Annotated in this window: 24 protein-coding genes; 5 read left to right on the top strand and 19 right to left on the bottom strand. The window is 35.4% G+C overall.

What is annotated here, in order from left to right; genetic code table 11:
- Positions 1-269: 269 nt before the first annotated feature.
- The 6 genes from efp to nrdR all read right to left on the bottom strand — a co-directional run bounded on the left by efp (position 270) and on the right by nrdR (position 3,857).
- A complete protein-coding gene (gene efp / locus WMO38_RS01265) occupies positions 270-827 on the bottom strand; it encodes an elongation factor P (RefSeq protein WP_021865950.1) in 558 nt (185 codons plus the stop codon).
- Positions 828-958: 131 nt separating this feature from the next.
- Complete coding sequence (gene aroQ / locus WMO38_RS01260; protein ID WP_021865951.1) at positions 959-1,396, bottom strand: type II 3-dehydroquinate dehydratase; 438 nt, start codon at positions 1,394-1,396, stop codon at positions 959-961.
- A gap of 44 nt (positions 1,397-1,440) precedes the next feature.
- Positions 1,441-1,968: a shikimate kinase gene (locus WMO38_RS01255; protein ID WP_349161080.1), complete on the bottom strand. Its 528-nt coding sequence runs from the start codon at positions 1,966-1,968 to the stop codon at positions 1,441-1,443.
- Positions 1,961-2,833 (bottom strand): shikimate dehydrogenase, encoded by an 873-nt coding sequence (gene aroE, locus WMO38_RS01250; RefSeq protein WP_349161079.1) that lies wholly within the window; start codon positions 2,831-2,833, stop codon positions 1,961-1,963. The genes WMO38_RS01255 and aroE overlap by 8 nt, the downstream gene beginning before the upstream one ends.
- 15 nt (positions 2,834-2,848) lie before the next feature.
- Positions 2,849-3,382 (bottom strand): YqeG family HAD IIIA-type phosphatase, encoded by a 534-nt coding sequence (locus WMO38_RS01245; RefSeq protein ID WP_021865954.1) that lies wholly within the window; start codon positions 3,380-3,382, stop codon positions 2,849-2,851.
- A 28-nt stretch (positions 3,383-3,410) separates the two neighbouring features.
- On the bottom strand, positions 3,411-3,857 hold the full coding sequence (gene nrdR / locus WMO38_RS01240) for a transcriptional regulator NrdR (protein WP_021865955.1): 447 nt from the start codon (positions 3,855-3,857) through the stop codon (positions 3,411-3,413).
- A gap of 184 nt (positions 3,858-4,041) precedes the next feature.
- Between nrdR and sigG the strand changes: the two genes are divergently transcribed.
- The 5 genes from sigG to WMO38_RS01215 all read left to right on the top strand — a co-directional run bounded on the left by sigG (position 4,042) and on the right by WMO38_RS01215 (position 8,401).
- Positions 4,042-4,818 carry an RNA polymerase sporulation sigma factor SigG gene (sigG, locus tag WMO38_RS01235; protein WP_186836183.1) on the top strand — a complete coding sequence of 259 codons (777 nt, stop codon included), beginning with the start codon at positions 4,042-4,044 and terminating at the stop codon, positions 4,816-4,818.
- Between the two features lie 60 nt (positions 4,819-4,878).
- Positions 4,879-5,136 (top strand): PRC-barrel domain-containing protein, encoded by a 258-nt coding sequence (locus WMO38_RS01230; protein WP_021865957.1) that lies wholly within the window; start codon positions 4,879-4,881, stop codon positions 5,134-5,136.
- 70 nt (positions 5,137-5,206) lie between these two features.
- A complete protein-coding gene (locus tag WMO38_RS01225; protein ID WP_349161077.1) occupies positions 5,207-6,256 on the top strand; it encodes a lactonase family protein in 1,050 nt (349 codons plus the stop codon).
- Between the two features lie 83 nt (positions 6,257-6,339).
- Positions 6,340-7,059, top strand: coding sequence for a LytR/AlgR family response regulator transcription factor (locus WMO38_RS01220; protein ID WP_021865959.1), 720 nt, complete (start codon positions 6,340-6,342; stop codon positions 7,057-7,059).
- Between the two features lie 304 nt (positions 7,060-7,363).
- Positions 7,364-8,401, top strand: coding sequence for a sensor histidine kinase (locus WMO38_RS01215; protein WP_349161076.1), 1,038 nt, complete (start codon positions 7,364-7,366; stop codon positions 8,399-8,401).
- A 72-nt stretch (positions 8,402-8,473) separates the two neighbouring features.
- On the opposite strand, the gene WMO38_RS01210 is transcribed toward WMO38_RS01215, so the two are convergent.
- Genes WMO38_RS01210 through WMO38_RS01150 form a run of 13 tightly spaced genes read right to left on the bottom strand, consistent with a single transcriptional unit; the run spans position 8,474 to position 21,636 of the window.
- On the bottom strand, positions 8,474-8,596 hold the full coding sequence (locus WMO38_RS01210; protein WP_349161075.1) for a hypothetical protein: 123 nt from the start codon (positions 8,594-8,596) through the stop codon (positions 8,474-8,476).
- 28 nt (positions 8,597-8,624) lie between these two features.
- Entirely contained in the window at positions 8,625-9,047 is a 423-nt protein-coding gene (locus WMO38_RS01205) for a hypothetical protein (RefSeq protein ID WP_349161073.1), read from the bottom strand.
- Positions 9,034-9,567 (bottom strand): bifunctional adenosylcobinamide kinase/adenosylcobinamide-phosphate guanylyltransferase, encoded by a 534-nt coding sequence (locus WMO38_RS01200; protein WP_021866452.1) that lies wholly within the window; start codon positions 9,565-9,567, stop codon positions 9,034-9,036. Before WMO38_RS01200 ends, WMO38_RS01205 begins: the two co-directional genes overlap by 14 nt.
- On the bottom strand, positions 9,555-11,930 hold the full coding sequence (locus WMO38_RS01195; RefSeq protein ID WP_349161072.1) for a cobyrinic acid a,c-diamide synthase CobB: 2,376 nt from the start codon (positions 11,928-11,930) through the stop codon (positions 9,555-9,557). Before WMO38_RS01195 ends, WMO38_RS01200 begins: the two co-directional genes overlap by 13 nt.
- 27 nt (positions 11,931-11,957) lie before the next feature.
- Positions 11,958-13,139, bottom strand: coding sequence for a precorrin-6y C5,15-methyltransferase (decarboxylating) subunit CbiE (cbiE, locus tag WMO38_RS01190; RefSeq protein WP_349161071.1), 1,182 nt, complete (start codon positions 13,137-13,139; stop codon positions 11,958-11,960).
- 17 nt (positions 13,140-13,156) lie between these two features.
- Complete coding sequence (cobJ, locus tag WMO38_RS01185) at positions 13,157-14,683, bottom strand: precorrin-3B C(17)-methyltransferase (RefSeq protein ID WP_349161070.1); 1,527 nt, start codon at positions 14,681-14,683, stop codon at positions 13,157-13,159.
- Position 14,684: 1 nt separating this feature from the next.
- The gene (locus WMO38_RS01180; protein ID WP_349161069.1) at positions 14,685-15,743 is read right to left on the bottom strand and encodes a cobalt-precorrin 5A hydrolase; all 1,059 of its coding nucleotides are present in this window, start codon (positions 15,741-15,743) and stop codon (positions 14,685-14,687) included.
- Positions 15,740-16,486 carry a precorrin-4 C(11)-methyltransferase gene (cobM, locus tag WMO38_RS01175; protein WP_021866447.1) on the bottom strand — a complete coding sequence of 249 codons (747 nt, stop codon included), beginning with the start codon at positions 16,484-16,486 and terminating at the stop codon, positions 15,740-15,742. Before cobM ends, WMO38_RS01180 begins: the two co-directional genes overlap by 4 nt.
- A gap of 16 nt (positions 16,487-16,502) precedes the next feature.
- Positions 16,503-17,627, bottom strand: a complete 1,125-nt coding sequence (gene cbiD, locus WMO38_RS01170) for a cobalt-precorrin-5B (C(1))-methyltransferase CbiD (protein ID WP_349161067.1) — start codon at positions 17,625-17,627, stop codon at positions 16,503-16,505.
- On the bottom strand, positions 17,628-18,278 hold the full coding sequence (locus WMO38_RS01165) for a precorrin-8X methylmutase (protein WP_349161066.1): 651 nt from the start codon (positions 18,276-18,278) through the stop codon (positions 17,628-17,630).
- Entirely contained in the window at positions 18,271-19,425 is a 1,155-nt protein-coding gene (locus tag WMO38_RS01160) for an ABC transporter ATP-binding protein (RefSeq protein WP_349161065.1), read from the bottom strand. Before WMO38_RS01160 ends, WMO38_RS01165 begins: the two co-directional genes overlap by 8 nt.
- Positions 19,425-20,441, bottom strand: a complete 1,017-nt coding sequence (locus tag WMO38_RS01155; protein WP_021866443.1) for a FecCD family ABC transporter permease — start codon at positions 20,439-20,441, stop codon at positions 19,425-19,427. Before WMO38_RS01155 ends, WMO38_RS01160 begins: the two co-directional genes overlap by 1 nt.
- 16 nt (positions 20,442-20,457) lie before the next feature.
- A complete protein-coding gene (locus tag WMO38_RS01150) occupies positions 20,458-21,636 on the bottom strand; it encodes an ABC transporter substrate-binding protein (RefSeq protein ID WP_349161063.1) in 1,179 nt (392 codons plus the stop codon).
- Positions 21,637-21,709: the final 73 nt, after the last annotated feature.

Genomic DNA, 21,709 nt, shown 5'->3' with positions numbered 1-21,709 from the left:
ATTTTTAATCAAATTCAATCATATTTTTTCATTTTTTGATTGATTTCGATTGAATTCAAGTCAACTATGAGAAACACGCTCCGCGAGTTTCTCAAGTTATCGCGGCAGTCGCCAAGGTCTCGTGCAAGCACGGACTTTGGCTCGTTACACGCGTAAAAAAAAGAGAGAAACCGACATTAAATGTCAAGCTTCTCTCTTTATATTATTAATGTTATGAATTACAAATCCATCATGCACAGGCATAAAACTTAGTCTGCCAAATGATTAAATTAAACTCTTGAAAGATATTCACCTGTACGTGTATCGATTTTGATTGTATCTCCCTGATTTACAAAGAGTGGAACCATAATCTTAGCACCTGTCTCAAGAATAGCAGGCTTTGTAGCACCTGTTGCTGTATCACCCTTAACACCAGGTTCAGACTCTGTAATCTGAAGTTCAACGAAAAGAGGTGGTTCAATAGCAAATACCTTGCCCTGATGCGAACATAACTTAACCATTTCGTTTTCCTTAACGAACTTTAATGCATCGCCTACATCTTCCTTTGCAAGAGCAATCTGCTCGAATGTTTCTGTATCCATGAAGTTGTAAAGATCTCCATCAGAATATAAATACTGATATTCTTTTCTGTCAATGTGAGCAAGCTCAAGCTTCTCTGTTGGTCTGAAAGTCTTTTCAACCACACCGCCACTCACGATGTTCTTCATCTTTGTTCTAACAAAAGCAGCGCCCTTACCAGGCTTTACATGCTGGAATTCAATAATCTGCCAGATACCGTTATCCATCTGAACTGTAATACCGTTCTTAAAATCTCCTGCACTTACCATTCTTTGGTATACCTCCTAAATTATCAATAACTTATAATATTTTATAATAATCTTACGCATTTGGCAACTATTTTTTTAGCAAACAGCCACAAAATACATATTTTATACACTAAGAACCAAATTATAAAGATTTACTGCATATCACATAATGCCTGCATTGCATATAAATATCCGTTTAATCCGAGTCCTACAACCTGACCTGTACACACAGGTGCTGTAACAGATACATGACGGAATTCTTCTCTTGTATGAACATTAGAGATATGAACTTCAATCTTTGGAATTGATTCTATTGATGCAAGTGCATCACGTATAGCATAGCTGTAATGTGTATAAGCTCCAGGATTAATTACTATTCCGTCAACATTTTCAAAATATGCCTGCTGTATTCTGTCAATAATTGCTCCCTGTGAATTATTCTGGAATACTTCAACTTCAACACCAAGCTCTTCTGCTTTTTTATTAATCATATCAACAAGAGCATCATAATTTTGTGAACCATATATTCCTTTTTCCCTTATTCCGAGGAAATTGATATTAGGTCCGTTAATAACAAGTATTTTCTTCATTCTTTTATTTACCTTTCTATAATTATAAATCACAACCACATTATCTACATATTTTTTTGCAAAAACTCTTCCATCTGACTAAACATATCATTAAAAGCTATATCTTTCGTATCAATCTTAATGTCAGAAACACTGTCATAAATCTCTTTTCTTGCATCCATAAGCGTATTAATCTTTTCTTTGAGATTACCACCTGCAAGAAGCGGTCTTGTATTATCACCACTTAGTCTTTTAACAAGTTCATCTGCATCAGCCCACAGATATACAACTGTACCAAGCTGTGATAAAAGCTCTCTGTTCTCCTCTTTTACAGGAAGACCTCCTCCTACAGATATAACACAATTTTGGATATCTCTCTCCAGAAGTTTGTTTAACATGTCTGTCTCAAGATTTCTGAAATATACTTCACCCTTTGACGCAAAAATATCAGAAATTGTTATTCCATTTTCTTTTTCTATAAGCTCATCAGTATCAACAAATTCCATTTTCTTATTAGCTGCAATCCATTTTCCGAATGTGGTCTTTCCTGAACCCATAAATCCAATCAGGATAATATTGTTTCTTTTACTCACTGATTCCAAGCTCCTTTTTCATATCCTCATATATTATATCAGCCATATCAGATGAAATCTTACAGTCATTCCAGAGTTCATACGCTGCAACGCCCTGGTACAGAAGCATTTTTAATCCGTTATAAGCCGGCTTGCCATGCTTTTTCATAAGTTTCATAAACATTGTCTCATATGGATTATAAATAATATCGACACCTGCCGCTGCATTCTCGTAAAACTCATCTGCCGTAACAGCTGTCTCATCATCATGCGGATGAAGCCCTACACTTGTTGTCTGTATAACAATGTAATCCTTTTTATCAAAGCTGCCACATTCAGAAATTCCTGCCGCCTTTGCTATATCTTTTTTTGCATATTCATTGACTGCATCTGCTATATTCTGTGCTTTTTCGAGCGTTCTGTTCATTATATAAAGCTCTGATGCCTTCTTTCCTGCACAAAGAAAAGCAATCGCTCTTGCTGCACCGCCTGCACCTATTATAACAACACACTTGTCTTCAAGAGAAATGCCAACATCTGAAAGTTCTCTGTCAAGCCCGAGAATATCCGTGTTATACCCCTTAAATCCACCTTCAGTACGCACAAGCGTATTCACAGCCCCGATAGCAGCTGCAAGCTCATCAATGTCAACAAGTTCATCTATAACAGCCTGTTTATGCGGAACTGTAACATTAAGGCCCAGAATATCAAGTGCATATGCACCTTTAACTGCTGCCGCCACATTACCGGCTTCAACCTTAAAAGTTGCATATACAAGATTATCTCCTCTTAATCCAGCAAGCCTGTTATGAATAACAGGCGATATTGAATGTGCTACAGGATTACCTATAAGTCCGCACACTCTTGTTGTTCCATTAATATCCATCTTAACATATCCTTTTTATTTTTTATTTTTATAATCATCTGTTTGGCCATGTTTTTTACAATATCTTTTATAGAAAAAAAGAACTATCTTCTCAAGATATCTTTTTAAAACAATCTGAATCTCCTCATGCTTATCTATAGGCTTCACAAGCATGCTCAGGATTCCTGCCCTGTTGGCTCCCCATACATCAGTAAATATCTGGTCTCCGACAAAAAACACATTATCTTTGCCACAATTCATAATATCCATTGCCTTAATATAATTGACAGGCGATGGCTTGTTTGCCTTGCTTACATACTTTGAATCAACTTCATCTGCCAGAGGTTTCACTCGTTCTTCTTTATTATTTGAAATAATACACGTCTCGTATCCTATCTCATGAAGCCTGTCAAATAAATCCTTTGCTCTCTTTGTGACAGGTGCACCATGTTCTACAAGTGTATTGTCAACATCAAATATTATTCCGCGGTATCCTTTTTCGTAAAATTCACCATATTCTATATCATAAGCAGAATCATAATATCTGCCGGGATAAAAACATTTAAACATATATTCCTCATTAATTTTTCATGATAAATTATTTTAAAATTTTGTTAATTTCCTCAAGAAATGTATTGACATCCTTGAATTCACGATAAACAGATGCAAATCTTACATAGGCTACTTCGTCGAGTTTTTTAAGTTTATCCATTACAATCATTCCGATCTTTGTTGTAGGAATCTCTTTTTCACCAGAATTAAAAATCTGTGTCTCAATCTCATCAACCATCTGGTTAATCTGTGCAAGTGACACTGGTCTTTTATGACATGAACGCACAATTCCCGCAACAATCTTTTCCCTGTCGTAAGGCTCTCTGTTGTCATCCTTTTTAATAACAATAATCGGCATCATCTCTATTTTCTCATATGTAGTAAATCTTTTTGCACATGACTCACACTGGCGGCGGCGGCGTATCGCTCCCTCCTCAGTCGGTCTTGAATCTATAACTTTTGTATTCTCATTTCCGCAATATGGACATTTCAAGGTAGTTACCTCCAAAAAATTAAAACTGAAAATTCCCCAAGGAATGAATTTATTATAAATAATATTGTGCCTGCGGTCAATAAAAAGTCTTTAAAAAAATGGATATTCTTTACAGGATTAAATTTTCTTTTAACGGCAATCATTTACTTAGAAAATTCAATTATATTGATAAAGGAGGTGCAGCTTGGCTGGGTATAAAGTAGAAATATGCGGTGTCAATACAGCAGAGCTTCCGCTGTTAAAAGCAAAGGAAAAAGAGGAACTTTTAAAGAAAATCAAACAGGGTGATGCAAACGCCCGTGAACAGTTTATCAAAGGCAATCTGCGTCTTGTATTAAGCATTGTACAGCGTTTTAACCAATCAAATGAAAACATCGACGATTTATTCCAGATTGGATGTATCGGAATGATTAAAGCTATTGATAATTTTGATTTATCACAAAATGTACAATTTTCGACATATGCAGTTCCAATGATATTAGGAGAAATAAAAAGATATTTAAGAGATAACAATTCTATACGTGTCAGCCGTTCCATGCGTGATACCGCTTACAAAGCAATCTATACCAAAGAAAAACTGACAAAATTAAGACAAAAAGAACCGACAATTAATGAAATTGCGTCCGAAATCGGTGTGCCAAAAGAAGATATCGTACTTGCACTGGAGGCAGTACAAACACCCGTCTCGCTGTACGAGCCTGTATACAATGATGGCGGCGACACACTCTATGTGCTCGACCAGGTCAGTGACAAAAAGGACTGCGAAGAAAACTGGGTCAGCCGGATTTCTCTTAAAGAAGCAGTTGAAAAACTCTCCCCACGCGAGAAAAGAATTATAACAATGCGTTTTTTTGAATGTAAAACACAGATGGAAACTGCTGCCGAAATAGGCATTTCACAGGCACAGGTCAGCCGGCTTGAAAAAATGGCATTAAAATCAATGCGTAATTTTCTGGGCTGACAACTATCTGCCGCCTTATGAATATAATAATACTGACAAATATTCATAAGGCGGTTATCCATGCGTGTATGTGATTTGCACAATAAACAGGTAATAAATACATGTGACTGCAAAATTCTTGGATGTGTAATTGATATTGACTTTGACGAATGCAGCGGCTGCATAAAAGCACTCATAGTACCGGGACCCGGACGGCTTTGCGGCCTGTTTGGAAGAGATATCGAATATATAATTCCATTCCCATGTGTCAGAGGCATAGGTCCCGATGCTGTTCTTGTTGAAGTTTCTCTCGAAAAAATAACACATAAATGTATATGATTATTGAATTTTATCTCTTTTTGAATTAAAATATAAATAAATATTAATGTACAGAAGCGAGGCATATTATATGAGCGAAAAATATATTGCATATGTAGGCAGCTATACTCACGAAAGCAGCAAAGGAATCCATTTATACGATATGGATGTTGAAAAGGGACGTATAACAGAACGCACAGAATTTCCAATTGATAATCCTTCTTACATAACATTGTCACACAGCGGTAACTTTTTATATTCAATATGTGACCAGGGTGTAACATCATTTTCCATAGAACCGGATGGCAGTTTAAATAAACTCAATGTCGTTTCTATTAACGGAATGCGAGGATGTCACATCACAATTTCAAAAGATGACCGTTTTTTAATTGTTTCAGGATATCATGATGGTAAACTTACCGTGCTTTCACTTGAACCTGACGGAAGAATCGGCAAAATAACAGATGAAGTATTCCACAAAGGAATGGGAAGCATTGCTGACCGCAATTTCAGGCCACATATAAGCTGGTCTGTATTTACACCTGATGAAGAACTTTTATGTGCATGCGACCTTGGTATTGACCAGATTAAACTTTACGAATTTAATCACAACACTGGAAAACTCAAATTATATGATATTATACGTTCACAGCTTGAATCAGCTCCAAGACAGATGATATTCAGTGCAGACGGCAGATATGCCTATGTTTTATGTGAATTGAAGAATTATATAAATGTATATTCTTATGACAAAGACAATGGCAAAAACCGTTTTGAACTTATACAGAATATTTTTACAGTCAGAAAAGGACATAAAAACAACAGTGCTGCTGCCAGTCTTATTCTTTCTAATTCAGGCAATAATCTTATCTGCTCAAACGCAGGTGATAATACTGTTACTATTTACAGCGTAAACAAAGAAACAGGTACGCTTAACAGTATTTCATCACTTCCGGTAAGCGGTGATTATCCAAAATACATAAATATTTTTCCTGATGACAAACACATAATGTCAATGAATAATGAGGGCAACTCAATAACAATTTTTACAATTCATTTTGATAAAGGACTTATAGTAATGAATGGTCCTGAATTAAAAGTTTCAAAACCAAATAACATGATAATTAAAAAATTACAGTAAATCTTATGCCATGCCATGGATTTTCAAAACCTGCGGCATGGCGTTTTTTTACATAAAATAAAAAACAAACGAGGATATTATATATGAACATATTTATATGTGATGATAACGAAGCTGATATCGCACAAATTCGCAGTTATACAAAAATATACTTTGCAATGGAACCTTATGACCCGCTTGTAAAAGGCTTTACCAGCGGTGATGATTTATTAAATGACCCATTAATACCGGATATTGTTTTTCTGGATATAGAAATGCCGGGACTCAACGGAATAAATACCGCAACAGAGCTTATTAAACGCAATCCAAGCGTACTTATAATAATCGTGACATCTCATCTTGATTATCTTGATGACGCAATGAAAATCCATGTTTTCCGCTATCTTACAAAGCCTGTTGAAAAGAAACGTCTCAGCCGCAGTCTTGCTGATGCAGTAAAAATATATGCCGAGGCTAATGCGACAGCAATTGTTTACACACGCAGACATGGTCCTATTGCACTTAAAAAATCTGATATTATATGTATTGAAGCAGAGGGACGTTATTCTTATGTATACACAAAAGATGATAAAATTGACTCAGTCAACAGCCTGTCAGAATGGATGAATGTACTAGCCGGAATTAATAAAAGTTATAATTTTTATCAGGTTCACAGAAGCTTTATCATTAACATGAATTATATAACCAACTACTCTCCTACTGAGCTTTCACTTAGCAATGGCTTTATGACTATACCTTTGGCACGCCGTAAAAGGGTTGAATTCAAAAGACAATATTTAAGACATCTTGAAAGAATAAGATAAATTATAGGGCCAGGTAGTTATCATGAATTTATTTAATATATATATAATATCAATTTTTGCATATATATGTGAAGGATATACGTTATGGCTTTATTGCTCCGGCCTTTTTGAACGCAGATACAATTTTATAAAAAGATTGTTAATTTACATAATATTTTACACTATTCCTATATTGTTTATAGGTTTACGCATGTTTTCATTAAACTGTATACTGTTTTTTGTAATGACAATGCTGATTATATGCACAGCATATAAAGTCACACCGGGCAAAAGCATGCTGCACGCACTGCTGGCAACTTTTATTATGTGCATAACAGAACTTATCGTAATGGTTGCTGTTCCTGATTATGGTCAGAACGTTCTTGGCTATATTGATTCATTTAAGGTACAGGTTATGATTTATTATATAAGTAAGCTCTTATACCTTATATTTATGTATATAGCCTCTTATATTCTTGCAAAAAAGGAACATCCCGGCACAACATCAACATTAAAAATATTTGCACCTGTCGGAATATGTGCAATAAGCGTTTTCATTATAAATTCTTTTTGCATTTTATGTGTCAATATATCACTTTCGACAAAATATGTTACACTTATACTTATAAGTGCAACGGTTCTTTTGTGCCTTAATGTACTTGCAATAAATATGTATAATTACATAGAAAAACAATACATCCAGAACGAAAAACTAAATTTGCAGCTTCAAAATGAATCTCTTTCAATAGAATATTATAAACAGCTCGCTGAAATGGACGAAAAACAAAAAATAATGATTCATGATATTAAGAATCATCTTTTGTCGATAAAGGAGTTAAATAAAGAACATAATTATAATGAAATTGATAAATATATTTCAACGCTTCTGTACTCTGAGGAATTCAGCAAACCTGTAATGGTATCTGACAATGAAATTTTAAATGCAATTGCATATCGTTTTCAGAAAAAATGTTCAGACAAAAATATTACATTTATAACAGATATACGTTCAAAAACTGTTTCTTTCATATCTCCTGACGACTGCACCTCTTTATTTTGCAATCTTCTTGATAATGCATATGAAGCAGCATGTAAAACAGATGATGGACATATAACATTAAAAATATGTTCTGATACTTCTGACAAACTTACTATCATGGTAAATGTAGTAAATTCATGTAATGGAAATCCTTTCGATTCGCATGGTAAATTAAAAACATCCAAGAAAGACACCATAAGCCATGGCTATGGACTTAAAAGCATTGAACGTGTCGTCAATAAATATAATGGTTTTATTGATATGTATTATGACGAAAATGATTCAACTTTCCATACACTTATAAGTTTTTCAGACCGGATGTAAACAGCCAAAAAGGCAGGCTTACTGATTTTTCTAAAAAATCAGCAGACCCGCCTTTTATATTTTTATATCTTATTACTTTTCTGCATTTTTATCAGAATCTGCATTTTTATAATCGCTTTTTTCAAGCTTATATGCAAATATTGAACCTGCAACTGCAAGTAAAGTAAGCACAGCTGCAATAATGTTCATTACCATATTCACCCCTCCTGTCATAAATTAATTCCTAACTTATGACAGCACAGCTTTTTTCTCCATCCTGATTATGAATATATGTAATAATAATTTTTCTGCGTATGTATTGATTTTTTTCATGTATATAATAATAATTAATACTGAAAAAAAACATAATAATAAATTCAAGTAAAATCAGGGCAAACGAAAAATTAATCTTCAGATTATATCTGTATGAAATTATATCTTTTGTCTGAAAGACATTAATATCTTTTAATCCTAACATCTCTCCCATACATATTTCGTTACCTCCATATGTATCATCAATCACCTGATATACATAAGATGCAGAAGTTCCACCGGACTTATTGCATCTGAATTCTTCATTATCCGTTCCAAAATACATTCCTGAAAGAATTATTGACAGAACAAGAAAAATATATATTAATTTTTTATTTGTTTTAAATGATTTCATATATTGTTTTCAACCTTACAGGCACAGAATATACAACTTCTTCTACAATATCCGCATCTTGTGCAAGCTGCCTGTTGATATATGCTAATTGTCTGATATATTCTCTGGTAGATTCATCATATATGCATCCATCAGAAAAAATATCATTGGTTACTATTATTATATTACTACATTTATCACGGATTGTCATGCATTCTTTAATAATTGATTGAGTATTTCCTCCCGGCTCAAACATTTCGTTTGCGACAAGATTTGACATACACTCAATAAGAACTGTTGAGTTACGTGGATTTTTTATTTTTTCCAACGCCCCTGATATATGCATCGTCTGCTCAATTGTATAAAAATCTTTGCCTTCACGCAGCTTCTTATGCCTTTCAACTCTTTTTTTTCCTTCTTCTCCGTATGGAATCATAGTTGCAATATAATATTTTTCATTTTTTTGTGCAAGCTCACATGAAAGCTTTTCCGCATATTCAGATTTACCGCTTCCGCTTCCTCCGAAAATTAATGCAAACACTCATATGCCTCCATATCTATATTTTCAAATGTATTACTCTCATTGTACACACTCATTGCCATATCAAGCAGAGGAAAAACCATAACTGCCCCAGAACCTTCTCCCAATGCAAGATTCGCATCTATCACAGGCTTTAATTCAAGATGTGTAATAATCTTTTTTAAAGCAGGCTCTTTTCCTGCATGTGATGCAATCATATATTTTTTTGTTCCAGGTGACATATATTCTGCAGTAAGTGCTGCTATTCCCGATATCAGTCCGTCAATGACAACCGGAATTCCATACTCAGCTCCGCCGATAAATACACCAGCAAGCCCTGCAATATCCAATCCACCAATACATGATAAAAGTTTAAGTGCATCATCTTTATATCCACTATACATTTCACATGCTTTTCTTACTGTTTCAGTTTTATTTTTAAGCCCTTCATTCGTAAGTCCTGCTCCGTAACCTGTTACATTTTCCGGCTTTTCATCAAGAAGAATTGCTGCAAGTGCTGCACTTGTAGTTGTATTTCCAATTCCCATTTCGCCCGTTGCAATAATATTTATTCCTTTTTCACTGCACATTTTTACAATTTCTTTTCCTGTTTCTATTGCCTTAATACACTGTTTATCTGTCATAGCATGTTCTTTCAGAAAATTTTTTGTACCATGGCTTATCTTTTTATGTAAAATTCCATCCATATCATCAATTTTTTTACCTGACGGAATGGTTTCACATGCAATTCCTATATCTACAGGTATAACCTGTGCACCGGTATAACCGGCCATAAGACATACACTTGATTTGCGTGATGCCATATTGGCAGCCACTATCGCTGTTACATCCTGTCCGCTCTGACTTACATTTTCCTCTACAATTCCATTATCAGCACACATTATGACTAATGCTTTTTTACTTATATCTACATGTTCTGTATTCTGTATGCCTGCAATTTTTACTATTATATCTTCAAAATCCCCTAGTCCGTTAAGAGGCTTTGCTATATTATCCCAATGTTTTTTTGCAGCATATTCGCATGATTTTTTTATAAAATTCATTCCAAATTCCTCATTTCCGTAAAAATATATGTGCATAAAAGCCGCATATAATTTTTCTGTGTTGTATCCTGCCATGCTGATACTTTCATCAGATACTTTTTTCACCTGAAAATCGCTGCCCGGATTACAGCTTTTCCAATAATGAAATTCATGCGTTTTCAACGGCTGCATGCATCTGCATGCCATACCATCGGACACCGGCGTAACTTCCATATATCCAAATCTTTGCAGTTTTCCGCCATTTACTGCTTCACCATCTATAATCCCCGCCATAGGATACTTTTTCCCATCAGTTCCTTCAAGATATGAATGAAGATATAAAAAGCCTCCACATTCCGCAATACAGGCAATCCCACTGTCTATCACTTTTTTTACACTTTTAATCATACTCTTATTTTCTGATAATTCTTTTGCATATCTCTCAGGATATCCACCCCAGAAAATAACTCCGTCTGCATCATGCGGTATTTCACTGTCATGTATCGGACTGAAATACATAATCCTGCATCCATTTTCTTCCAGAAAAGCAATATTGTCATCATACAGAAAACAAAATGCTTCATCTTTTGCAATTGCAATATTCACACAAGATTTACTGTCAGTTCCCACATCTTTTTCAGCTTCGTATTCTATTTTTTCCGCTGTTTTTGCAAGTTTCATCACTGCATCAATATCGACCGTCTTTTCCATTACATCTGCCAGATGCTCAAGTTTTTCATCAAAACTTTTTATTTCATCCGCACCTACAAGCCCAAGATGCCTGCTTTCAATATGAAGTGACGAATCTGACGGAATATATCCTAATGGCTGTACTCCAAGTTTTAATGCACATTCTTTTGCATATCTGTAAAGTTTCTCGGATAATCTGTTAAATATGACACCTTTTATATGGCTGTTTTGCTTCATATTAACAAATCCTGAAAGGACAGCTTCCAACGATGATGACATGCCCTTACAATTTATTATAAGTATTACAGGTGTAGATGTTATGTCAGCAATTTCATATGCACTTGCCCTCTGCGTAAATCCCATCCCGTCATAATAGCCCATCACGCCCTCAATAACCGATATATCACATTTATCCGCTTTTTTTGAAACTATCTTTCTTAAATCTTCCGGCTTACAAAACCATGAATCAAGATTTCCTGTTGGAATTTTTAGCACTTTTTTATGAAATGATGTATCTATGTAATCAGGTCCGCACTTAAATGCGTGAATGTTCATTTTTCTGTTTAAAAGACACTTTAATAAACCGCATACAACTGTTGTTTTTCCACATCCGCTGTTTGTGCCTGCAATCATAATTCTTCCATTACACATTTTAATGCCTCCCTGAAATTTTACCTGTCATCTTGCATCTATTATAAATATAGGATTCTGTACATCCGGCATATGATATCTTCCACGTTTTACCACATTCGTAACTGCTATACACACTGTTTCCACTTTTTGAAAATTAATTTCAAGATATTCCAGAGCTTCATTTAATGTCTCCATTGTAACAGCAGTCATAACAATATGTACAGATGGATTTTTACGGATAAGCTGGTCAATTATATCTTTTAACATTCCCTTGCTTCCGCCAATAAACACGCTGTCCGGTGCCGGAAGTTCATTTATTTTTTCTTGTGCACGCCCATTTACAATCTGAATATTGTCTGTTCCGAATTTATCAGAATTTTCTTTTATTAAAGCACACGCCTCTTCATTTTCTTCTATCGCATATACTGTTCCCATATAATCCGCAAGTGCAAGCTCTATACTGACTGAACCTGTTCCGGCTCCAATATCATATATACATTCATTTTTTGAAACATGCATGCGTGAAGCAATTGATGCACGGATTTCTCTTTTCGTCATAGGAACATTGCCACGAATAAAATTCTCATCGGGAATTCCTGCAATGCCGTCAATAAGCTTTTCATTATTTTCAACCAGCATTACACAGAGTCCGCATGATTCATACTCTGTAAGATTTTTTGCATAATCACATGTAATCTTTTCATTTTCAAGCGAAAGATTCTCACCTATATATACTTTAAATCCGCCAAATCCAATTTTTTGGAGTCTCTGACATATTATGCCGCAATCTGACTGTGTTAAAATGTATGTATATCTTGATGAAAGAATTGTGCCCATAATGCTCATTTTTCTTCCATGCAGACTTAAAAATCCAGCCTCATCCAACGGAACACCTGTTTTTGCAGACATATATGATACGCTTGAAATCCCCGGCAGAATATTATATTTAATTTTTTCTTTTTCTAATTCCAAAACCAGCTTTTTCGTTCCGCTGTAAAACGATGCATCTCCCGACATAAGCACCGCTATATTTTCACACTGATTATTACTTTTTATGATTGAAATTATATCGAAAGGCGTAATTGCTGCAAATGTTTTTTTATTACAATATGGCTTTATAAGTCTTTTTGCACCTATTATTATATCAGCATTCTCAATTTTTTCTTCTGATTCTTTTATCAGATACTGTCCGTTTCCGGGTCCCACACCAATTATATATACATTCATTTTTATCTTTCTTTCTGTTATTTTTCAACTATTTCTGTAATATATTTTAAAGCTTCACTCAATCCTATACCGATACATTCATCACTGCCTGTATCCTCTATTATTATTACCTCTGTCCCTGCACGCATAGCTGCATTGATTTTTTCCTGTGTACCGCCCGTATTTCCGGAATTTTTTGTAACCATTACTTCTATTCCATAATTTTTTATCATTTCATAATTCATATTTTCAGAAAAAGGTCCCTGCATGCATATAACATTAGAATTTTTAATTCCGCTTTTAAGCACCTCTCCAAGCATCTGCACATTAGGCAGCATCCTCAAATAATAATTATCTTTAAATCCTTCAAGATGACTGTAAATGCCTACCGTTTTACTTCCTGTTGTAAGCAGAACTTTTTTATTTTTATAGCATGGGGCACTTAATATTATTGCTGCTTCTTCGGCACTGCCCGCACTTCTTACTTTTTCACGATTGACCAGATTATAATTTTCTTTATCTCTCTTTATACGTATGTATTTTGTTGTAGTCTTTTCACAGGCATTTTTAATATTTTCCGTAACCTGCACTGCAAATGGATGTGTCGCGTCAAACACTGCCATCGGATTTATTTTTTCTATTTCTTCTTTAATTTCTGCCTCATCAAGCCTGCCTGTGTGTATTATGCACTTATTCCCATCGAAACTTTTGTCGTCTTTTAATATCATTTCACCATATTCTGTAGCAACAAATATATGTGTGTCTATATTTAACCCGGATGCATAATCTGCAAGGTGTCTGCCTTCTGTTGTTCCGGCAAATATAATAATACTTTTTTCTGACTTATTATTATATCCCCTCGGTGTTACCATTTTTTCACCCATCCTGACAGTTGATTTATTACCGATAAATACTGTAGTAAACATATCTGCATTATATTCTTTTAACTGACCTAGTGTAAGAATCTTCGAGCTTTCCATGTCTCTTCCTATATTTCTTACAACGCCGCATACTGTGTCTTCATCTTTATATTCAAGACATATGCTGCATGCCCATGCAAGATAATCTGCCCTTTTTTTACTAGACGGATTATAAAGGCAGATTACCATATCTGACATTGCTGCTGCACGCAGTCTTTTTTCTATCACGCTCTTTTTTGTCAAAAGGTCACTAAGGCTTATAACTGAAAAATCATGTGACAACGGAGCACCTATTATTGCTGCTCCGCTGTTTGCCGCTGTAACTCCAGACACGACCTTAATTTCAGGAGAATTATCCATAGCACCGGCAAGCTCATATGCAAGGCATGCCATGCCATATACGCCGGAATCACCACTGCAGACAAGTGATACCTCTTTAGTCACAGCCTCATTCAACGCATATTCACAACGCTGTCTTTCCTGCATCATGCCATTTTCATAATACTCTTTATCAGGAAAATATTCTCTCATCAAATCTATATATGTCTTAAATCCTACTACAAGTTCAGACTTTTCAATCGTCCTTACCGCTTCTATTGTCATATTCTCATATGAACCACATCCAAAACCAACTATATTAAGCACTTTATCCTCCATAAACCCTGTATCTGTATACAGAAACTGTCACTCCGTTTTCTACAGTCTTAGGTACAAGACATTCACCGTTACAACTTGCCCTGCATGCACTGCGTCCACAGACATTATCCGCACCAACGTGGTTATATACAGTCATTGACGGCTCAAATTCACCTTCAACCTCCATAAGCTCATCTGCCGTATATGTAATGAAATCTGCCTGTAACTCCTCTGCCAGCTCTATTATACCTTTTTCGTCTGCTTTTTTGTTAATTGAAGCGACACAATTCACATTTTCCGCAGATACACCGGCTTTTTCTAATATTGTCATAACAGAACTTTTAATCTTTAAATATTCTGTTCCTCTTCTGCAGCCAACTCCGACAACAATATTACGCGGTATAAGAATTATTTTTGACTGCATATCTTTAATTTCTGATTTATTTTTTAATATAACTATATCAGCATTTTTATAGTCTGTTATTTTTATATTTTTACTGTATTTTTTACACTCGTTCTGTATTACCTTTTCATATTCTTCAGCCTGCATGTATATCCCAAGCTGCTCACCGTTTACAATTCTTGTGCTTATGTCTCGTATCATATATGGATTTATCATTTTAAGGTGATTTTTTACTGCAAAAACATCTACAGCAAATGCGTTATTGACATCCGTTGCAGTTGTTATAACTGCATCCGAACCGAACATTCCTGCAACTTTTACACACCATTCATTCCCGCCTCCCACATGCCCGGACAAAAGTGAAATAACATGTATTGCATGATCATCCATGACAAGCACAGCTGGATCTTTGAATTTACTTGTAATATAAGGTGCAATAGAACGTACCGCTATTGCGGCCGCACCAATAAATATGATTCCTTCATATTGATAAAAAATATCTCTGATAAGGGCCGGCGTACTCTTAAATGTTATAATATTTTCTGCATCAATATATTTTGCCGATTTTGCACTGACATATATATCAGTCTCATCATCACTTAAATGTCTTAACTTTTCTGCCAGTATAGCTCCGTTTACCGTATATGCAATTACCGCCGCTCTCATTTACGGTACTCCGTTGTAAATGAAGCATCATAAAGCTTTGAATTATTATATTTTCTGCCTAGAAAATCACCAACAAGAATAAGAGCCGTTTTCGCAATACTATTCGATACCATATCATTATGCAGATTTTTAATTGTTGTCATTATTATCTTTTCATCAGGCCAGCTTACCTTATAACATATGGCACATGGTGTATCCTCACTATATCCGCCGGTCAGCAGTTCATCCTGTAATTCTTTTGTAAGTCCTGAGCTTAAAAAGACTGCCATGGATGTGTTATGTCCTGCAAGTTCTCTCATCTTTTCTTTTTCAGGAACCGGTGTTCTTCCTTCCATTCTTGTAATTATCAATGACTGCGAAATCCCAGGCACCGTATATTCACATCCTGCTGCTGCCGCAGCAGCAAGAAAACTGCTGACTCCTGGACAGATATCCCATGAAATATCATATGAATTTAACTGTTCAATCTGCTCTCTTATTGCACCATATATTGAAGAATCGCCTGTATGCAGACGCACAATATCCTTATTTTCACTATCTGCTGTTTTTATGACATCAATAATCTCTTCAAGCGTCATATATGCACTGTTGTAAATTTCACATGAATCTTCTGCATATTCCAGAAGTTCAGGATTTACAAGTGAGCCGGCGTATATTATTACATCAGCATTTTTTAACAGATTCATTCCTCTCACCGTTATTAAATCTTTGGCTCCTGAACCTGCTCCAACAAAATGAACCATACTTTTCTCCTTATTATCATTTCAATTTTTTAAGCATATTATCTGCATTTTCCGTTTTACATAAAATGCCGTATTCTTCTGAAAATGTTATCATTCCGATTTCAATACTGCCTTTTGCCCGCAGTTTTAATGACCTGTCAATTCTTTTTTCCAGCATTTTAATTGTCTCATCAAAAATACCTTCTTTTTTTAGAATCTCAAGTGCAGCATCAGTAGTTATACATCCAAGTATATTTTCAAGAACTTCTCTTTCTGCCCCACATAAGGCTGCACATAAAGCAAATGCTTCCATCCTTCCATCAGCATATCTTGAATGTGTATTGTATATTGTGCAGCCAAGCTTTGAAAGTTTGCCGATATGACCGACAAGAAGCATTGATTTAAAGCCTTTTTCAATGCACATATCTATTGTATCTCCTATAAAATTACTGCATTTAACGCATTTATCAACAGCAATACCCAGATTATCCCTCAAAAAATCCTGGCCGTAATTTCCCGGTGTGACAATTATAAATTCTTCATTTTGTGCTTTTCTTACATCAAGTTCAACCGATATTGTATCTATAAGTGCCTGTTCACTCATAGGTTCAACTATTCCCGTCGTTCCAAGTATTGATATTCCTCCCTCTATTCCAAGTCTTGGATTGAATGTCTTTTTCGCAATCTGTATTCCCATCGGAACACTTATTACAGCTTTAAGTCCACCATCATATGAATAATCAGACGCAGCCGTTTTTAACTGTTCTTCTATCATTTTCCGTGGTACAGGATTTATTGCAGCTTCACCAATCTGCTGCTTTAAACCCTTTTTTGTAACACGTCCGACACCTTCTCCTCCATCAACAGTTATTCCACTCTTTTCATATGAAACCGTTGAATATACAAGAATTTTATCTGTCACATCAGGATCATCGCCACTGTCCTTTTGTACCGCACAACTCACATAATCATTTTCTTTTTTTATATCTGTAAGCCCAACAGTAACAGAATTTCCTGAGGGAGTTATTACAGTAATATTTTCAATGACTTTTCCTGACAAAAGCATTCTTGCAGCACCGGCGGATGCAGCGGCAGCACATGTTCCTGTTGTAAAACCGCATCTTAATTTTTTGCTGCCTTTACTTACATATTTTTCGAGCATTTATCTTCTCCACTCCCGGTTATCATCCTGACACATATACAAAAGTGCATTTACTATTGATGCGGCAACATTGCTGCCGCCTTTTCTCCCTCTTGCTATAATACATTCCATACCACTATCAATAATTGCCTCCTTTGAATCCACAACATTGACAAATCCAACAGGAACACCAATTACAAGAAGTGGTTTAAACTCATTTTCCCTGTACATTTTTTCTATCTGAATAAGTGCAGTAGGTGCATTTCCTACAACCATAATACATCTTTTATTATTCATAGCTGCTTTTTTTACAGCACATACTGCCCTTGTTATATTCTCTTTTTTCGCCATAACTGCAACATCCTCGTCTGATACATAACACACAGCATTACAGTTAAGTTCTTTCAATGCTTTTTTATTAATACCTGAAAGTGCCATGTTCGTATCTGTAACAAATGTCACTCCCGATTTAATTTCACCCAACGCCGTCTTTATGGCATCAGGTGAAAAATACATATTTTCCACATAAGAAAAATCTGCGGTCGTATGTATTACTCTCTTAACAATCGGTTTAATATCAGATGGGAGTTCAATTTCAAGCTCTTGTTCTATTATTTCAAATGAATGTTTTTCAATATCATTTGGATTCATATATTCATACTTATTATCCAATATTTTCTCCTATCTGTCTTAAATTATAATCGTCCGGTTTATCTAAAATAATTTTGTTATTCTTTAATGCATACTGCCTTAATTCTTTCATTTTCTCATTTACTATACCATACGGGCAGCCTGCATCAATATAATAATCAGCTATATCAACATATTTTTTTGCCATTTCTAATGACTTGCCGCTAAATATTTCAAATGGCTTTTCGCTTATGACTTTTACCGCAAGGGATTCTGCTATCGTATATTCACAGTCATTTTGTGCAATAATTCCTGCCGAAAACGGAATCTCAAAATGCTGCAGACGCCTGTAGACGGAAACGCCGAATCCACCGCCACCAGCGACAAACACCTTTGGAGTACCTGTCTTTTTTTCAAGTTCGGTACTTCCATAAAGGCAGTTATAACTTCCATTTTTAATATCATACAGTTCACGTATTATTTCATCTTGAAATATTTCATCGGGCGTACCATACAGTATTTTTCCATCAGCCCTTACACACATAACCCAGTCAGATATTCTGTTTGCGAGTTCTATCTCATGTAATGACAAAACAACCGTAACATTTTCTTTAACAGCCATATTCTGCAAAATATCAAGAAGCTCTATCTTATGCCTTATATCAAGAAATGACGTAGGTTCGTCGAGCACAATAATCTGCGGTTTCTGACATATTGCACGTGCAAGCATTATACGCTGTCTTTGTCCGTCACTTATCTGTGAAAAATCTTTTTCGGCAATATCAAGAGCCGCCACGCTCTCAAGTGATTCATCGACAATTCGTTCGTCCTCAGGCGTAAGTTTTCCAAAATAATTAGTATATGGATAACGTCCCATTGCAACAACATCACGACACGTTAGAAGTTCTGTTTTTACTTTTTCTGTGAGAACTACCGACATCTGCTTTGCAAAATCTTTGCTTGAATAATTGTTAATATCTTTTCCTTCTAAAACAACCACACCGCCAAGCGGATTCATTTCCCTTATAAGATTTTTTAAAATGGTTGATTTTCCTGAACCATTCGGACCTATAAGTGTAAGAATCTGTCCTTTATACACTCCAAGTGAAATATTTTCAAGAATTGGTTTTCTGTTGTATCCAACTGATAAATTCTGTGTTTTAAAATAAAATTCTTTCTCTTCTTCCATTATATCTCACCGTTTTTCCTGCTAATCATAAGCCATATTACCACAGGTGCACCAAATACCGCCGTTACAGTACCTATTGCAAGTTCTGACGGCGAGAATATTGTTCTTGCTATCAAATCACAAAACATGCAGAATACCGAACCGCTTAAAAATATAGCTGGCATTATCACTACTGGTTTTGACGTTTTCATAAGAATACGCGTAACATGAGGAACTGCAATTCCCACAAAAGAAATCGGTCCTGCAAGTGCTGTTACACATGCTGAAAGTATGCTTGACAATGTTATTATACAGAGTCTGAAAAATTTAACCGGTATACCCATGCTCTTTGCATATCCTTCACCAAGAAGATAAGCACTGATTGGTTTTGCAAAAAGGAATGTCACTATTGCTGTCGGAAATACTATAACTGCCGATAATTTTACTGTATTCCATGAACTTGCTGAAAAACTTCCCATTGCCCAATGTGTAAGATTTGCTATATCTGAATCATTGGCAAATGTTATACATAAATCTGTTATTGCAGAACATATATAACTAATCATTATGCCGATTACAAGAAGTGTTGACATATTTTTAACCTTGCCGGCAAAAAGCAGAACATAAAGCAATGATAAAACCGAACCTGCAAATGCTGCCGCTACCTGAGCCCATAAAGGCATTGATGGAATATATCTTAATAGAAAAATCATAGTAATTGCAAGAAACATTTTTGCACCTGATGATATACCAAGCACAAATGGACCCGCAATCGGATTTCTGAAAAATGTCTGAAGCAGAAAACCTGACAGTGCCAGGGCACCGCCAAGTATAGCTGCACTAAGAAGCCTTGGCAGACGGATTTTCCATATAATATTGAATCCGGCTGTGCCTGCCTCAGCTTTTAAAAAGATAATCTTAAAAATTCTGCCAAATGAAATATGTACATTACCTGTATTAATATTCATAAATACCGCAACAATGAATAATACTACAAGCATTATATAAACCAGCTGGCAGCGTAACGCCTTCTTCATTATATAACCTCTTTAATTATTTAAGTTTTTTAAGATATGTAAGTTCATTTACACTGCTGTCAGATGTCATCATCTTATTGATGTCATTTACCATACTTCCGATTGTATCCGCAATCTGGAAGAAATCAGGTGTAGTACACCATACATTGCCATCCTTAACAGCCTTCATATCTGAAAGAACCGAACTGTATCCTGTAAAATCAGCAAGTGTAGATGGTTTTCCTCCAAGGCTCCATATATAAATGATGTAGTCAGCATCTTTAGCCTTAGAATAGAAGCTTTCCATCTCCATTGTCTGTGTTCCTGTCTTTCCGACATTCAAATCATCAAAAATATACTTTCCACCGGCAAGTTCTACCATCTGTGCAACATAATCGTCCGCATTTCTTACATATAACTTACCCTTTGATGTTATATAAAATACTGCTACAGATTTTCCTGTCTTTTCTGTCTTTGAAATCTTATCAACATAAGCAGCCTGCTCATCATACATTCTTACTGCATCATCTTCTTTATCACAAAGTGCTGCATAACATTTTGCCCACTCTACTCTTCCAAGAGGATGTTCCTCATATGTTGACTGGTCAAGTATAAAATTAATATTAAGCTCCTTGAACTTCTCAGCAACATCAGGGGCACTTGTAAGCATTGTTGAATAAATACATATTGAAGGGGATGCTGCAACAATCTGCTCAAAATCAGGTGCTTTATAATCACCTACATATGTAAGTTTATTATCGTCAAATGCTTTTTTAACATCATCGATATACCATGAAGATTTATCATATGTTACAAGGCTTATATTCTCAAGACATCCGCTTGCATTCATAAGTGATGTAACCGGTGTAGATGCAACAAGCATATTTTTAACAGGTCCGTTTAAAACAATAGTATCCTTTGATACATCTTCAGGAGTCTTCATTCCATCAGGAACCACAAGAATCTTTGACTGCTTGTCTGTTATAGCAGTATCTTCATCACGGTTTGTGATAGTTATCATCTTATAACCACCCTTATAATAGTCTACAGAAAATAATTCTGCATACTTTAAATCCATTGAATGGTCAAATACAAGCTTTCCGTTGTATTCATCGTTGTTTGATGCTTCTTTTTGTTTTCCACATCCTGCCAATGCAAATATGCTGGCAAAAAGTGTGATTACAAGTGTAATTGCCAGTAATCTTTTCTTCTTCATTTTTACCTCCATTTGAAGCCTGTGCCTCTTATTATTATTTTGATGAAGATAGCTTGCAGAGTAAAAACAGCTT

Source organism: Lachnospira hominis (ex Hitch et al. 2025), assembly GCF_040096395.1.
Taxonomy (GTDB): Bacteria; Bacillota; Clostridia; order Lachnospirales; family Lachnospiraceae; genus Lachnospira; species Lachnospira hominis.
Note: the sequence above shows the minus strand (reverse complement) of the source record. Positions and strands in the feature narration are given on the sequence as shown.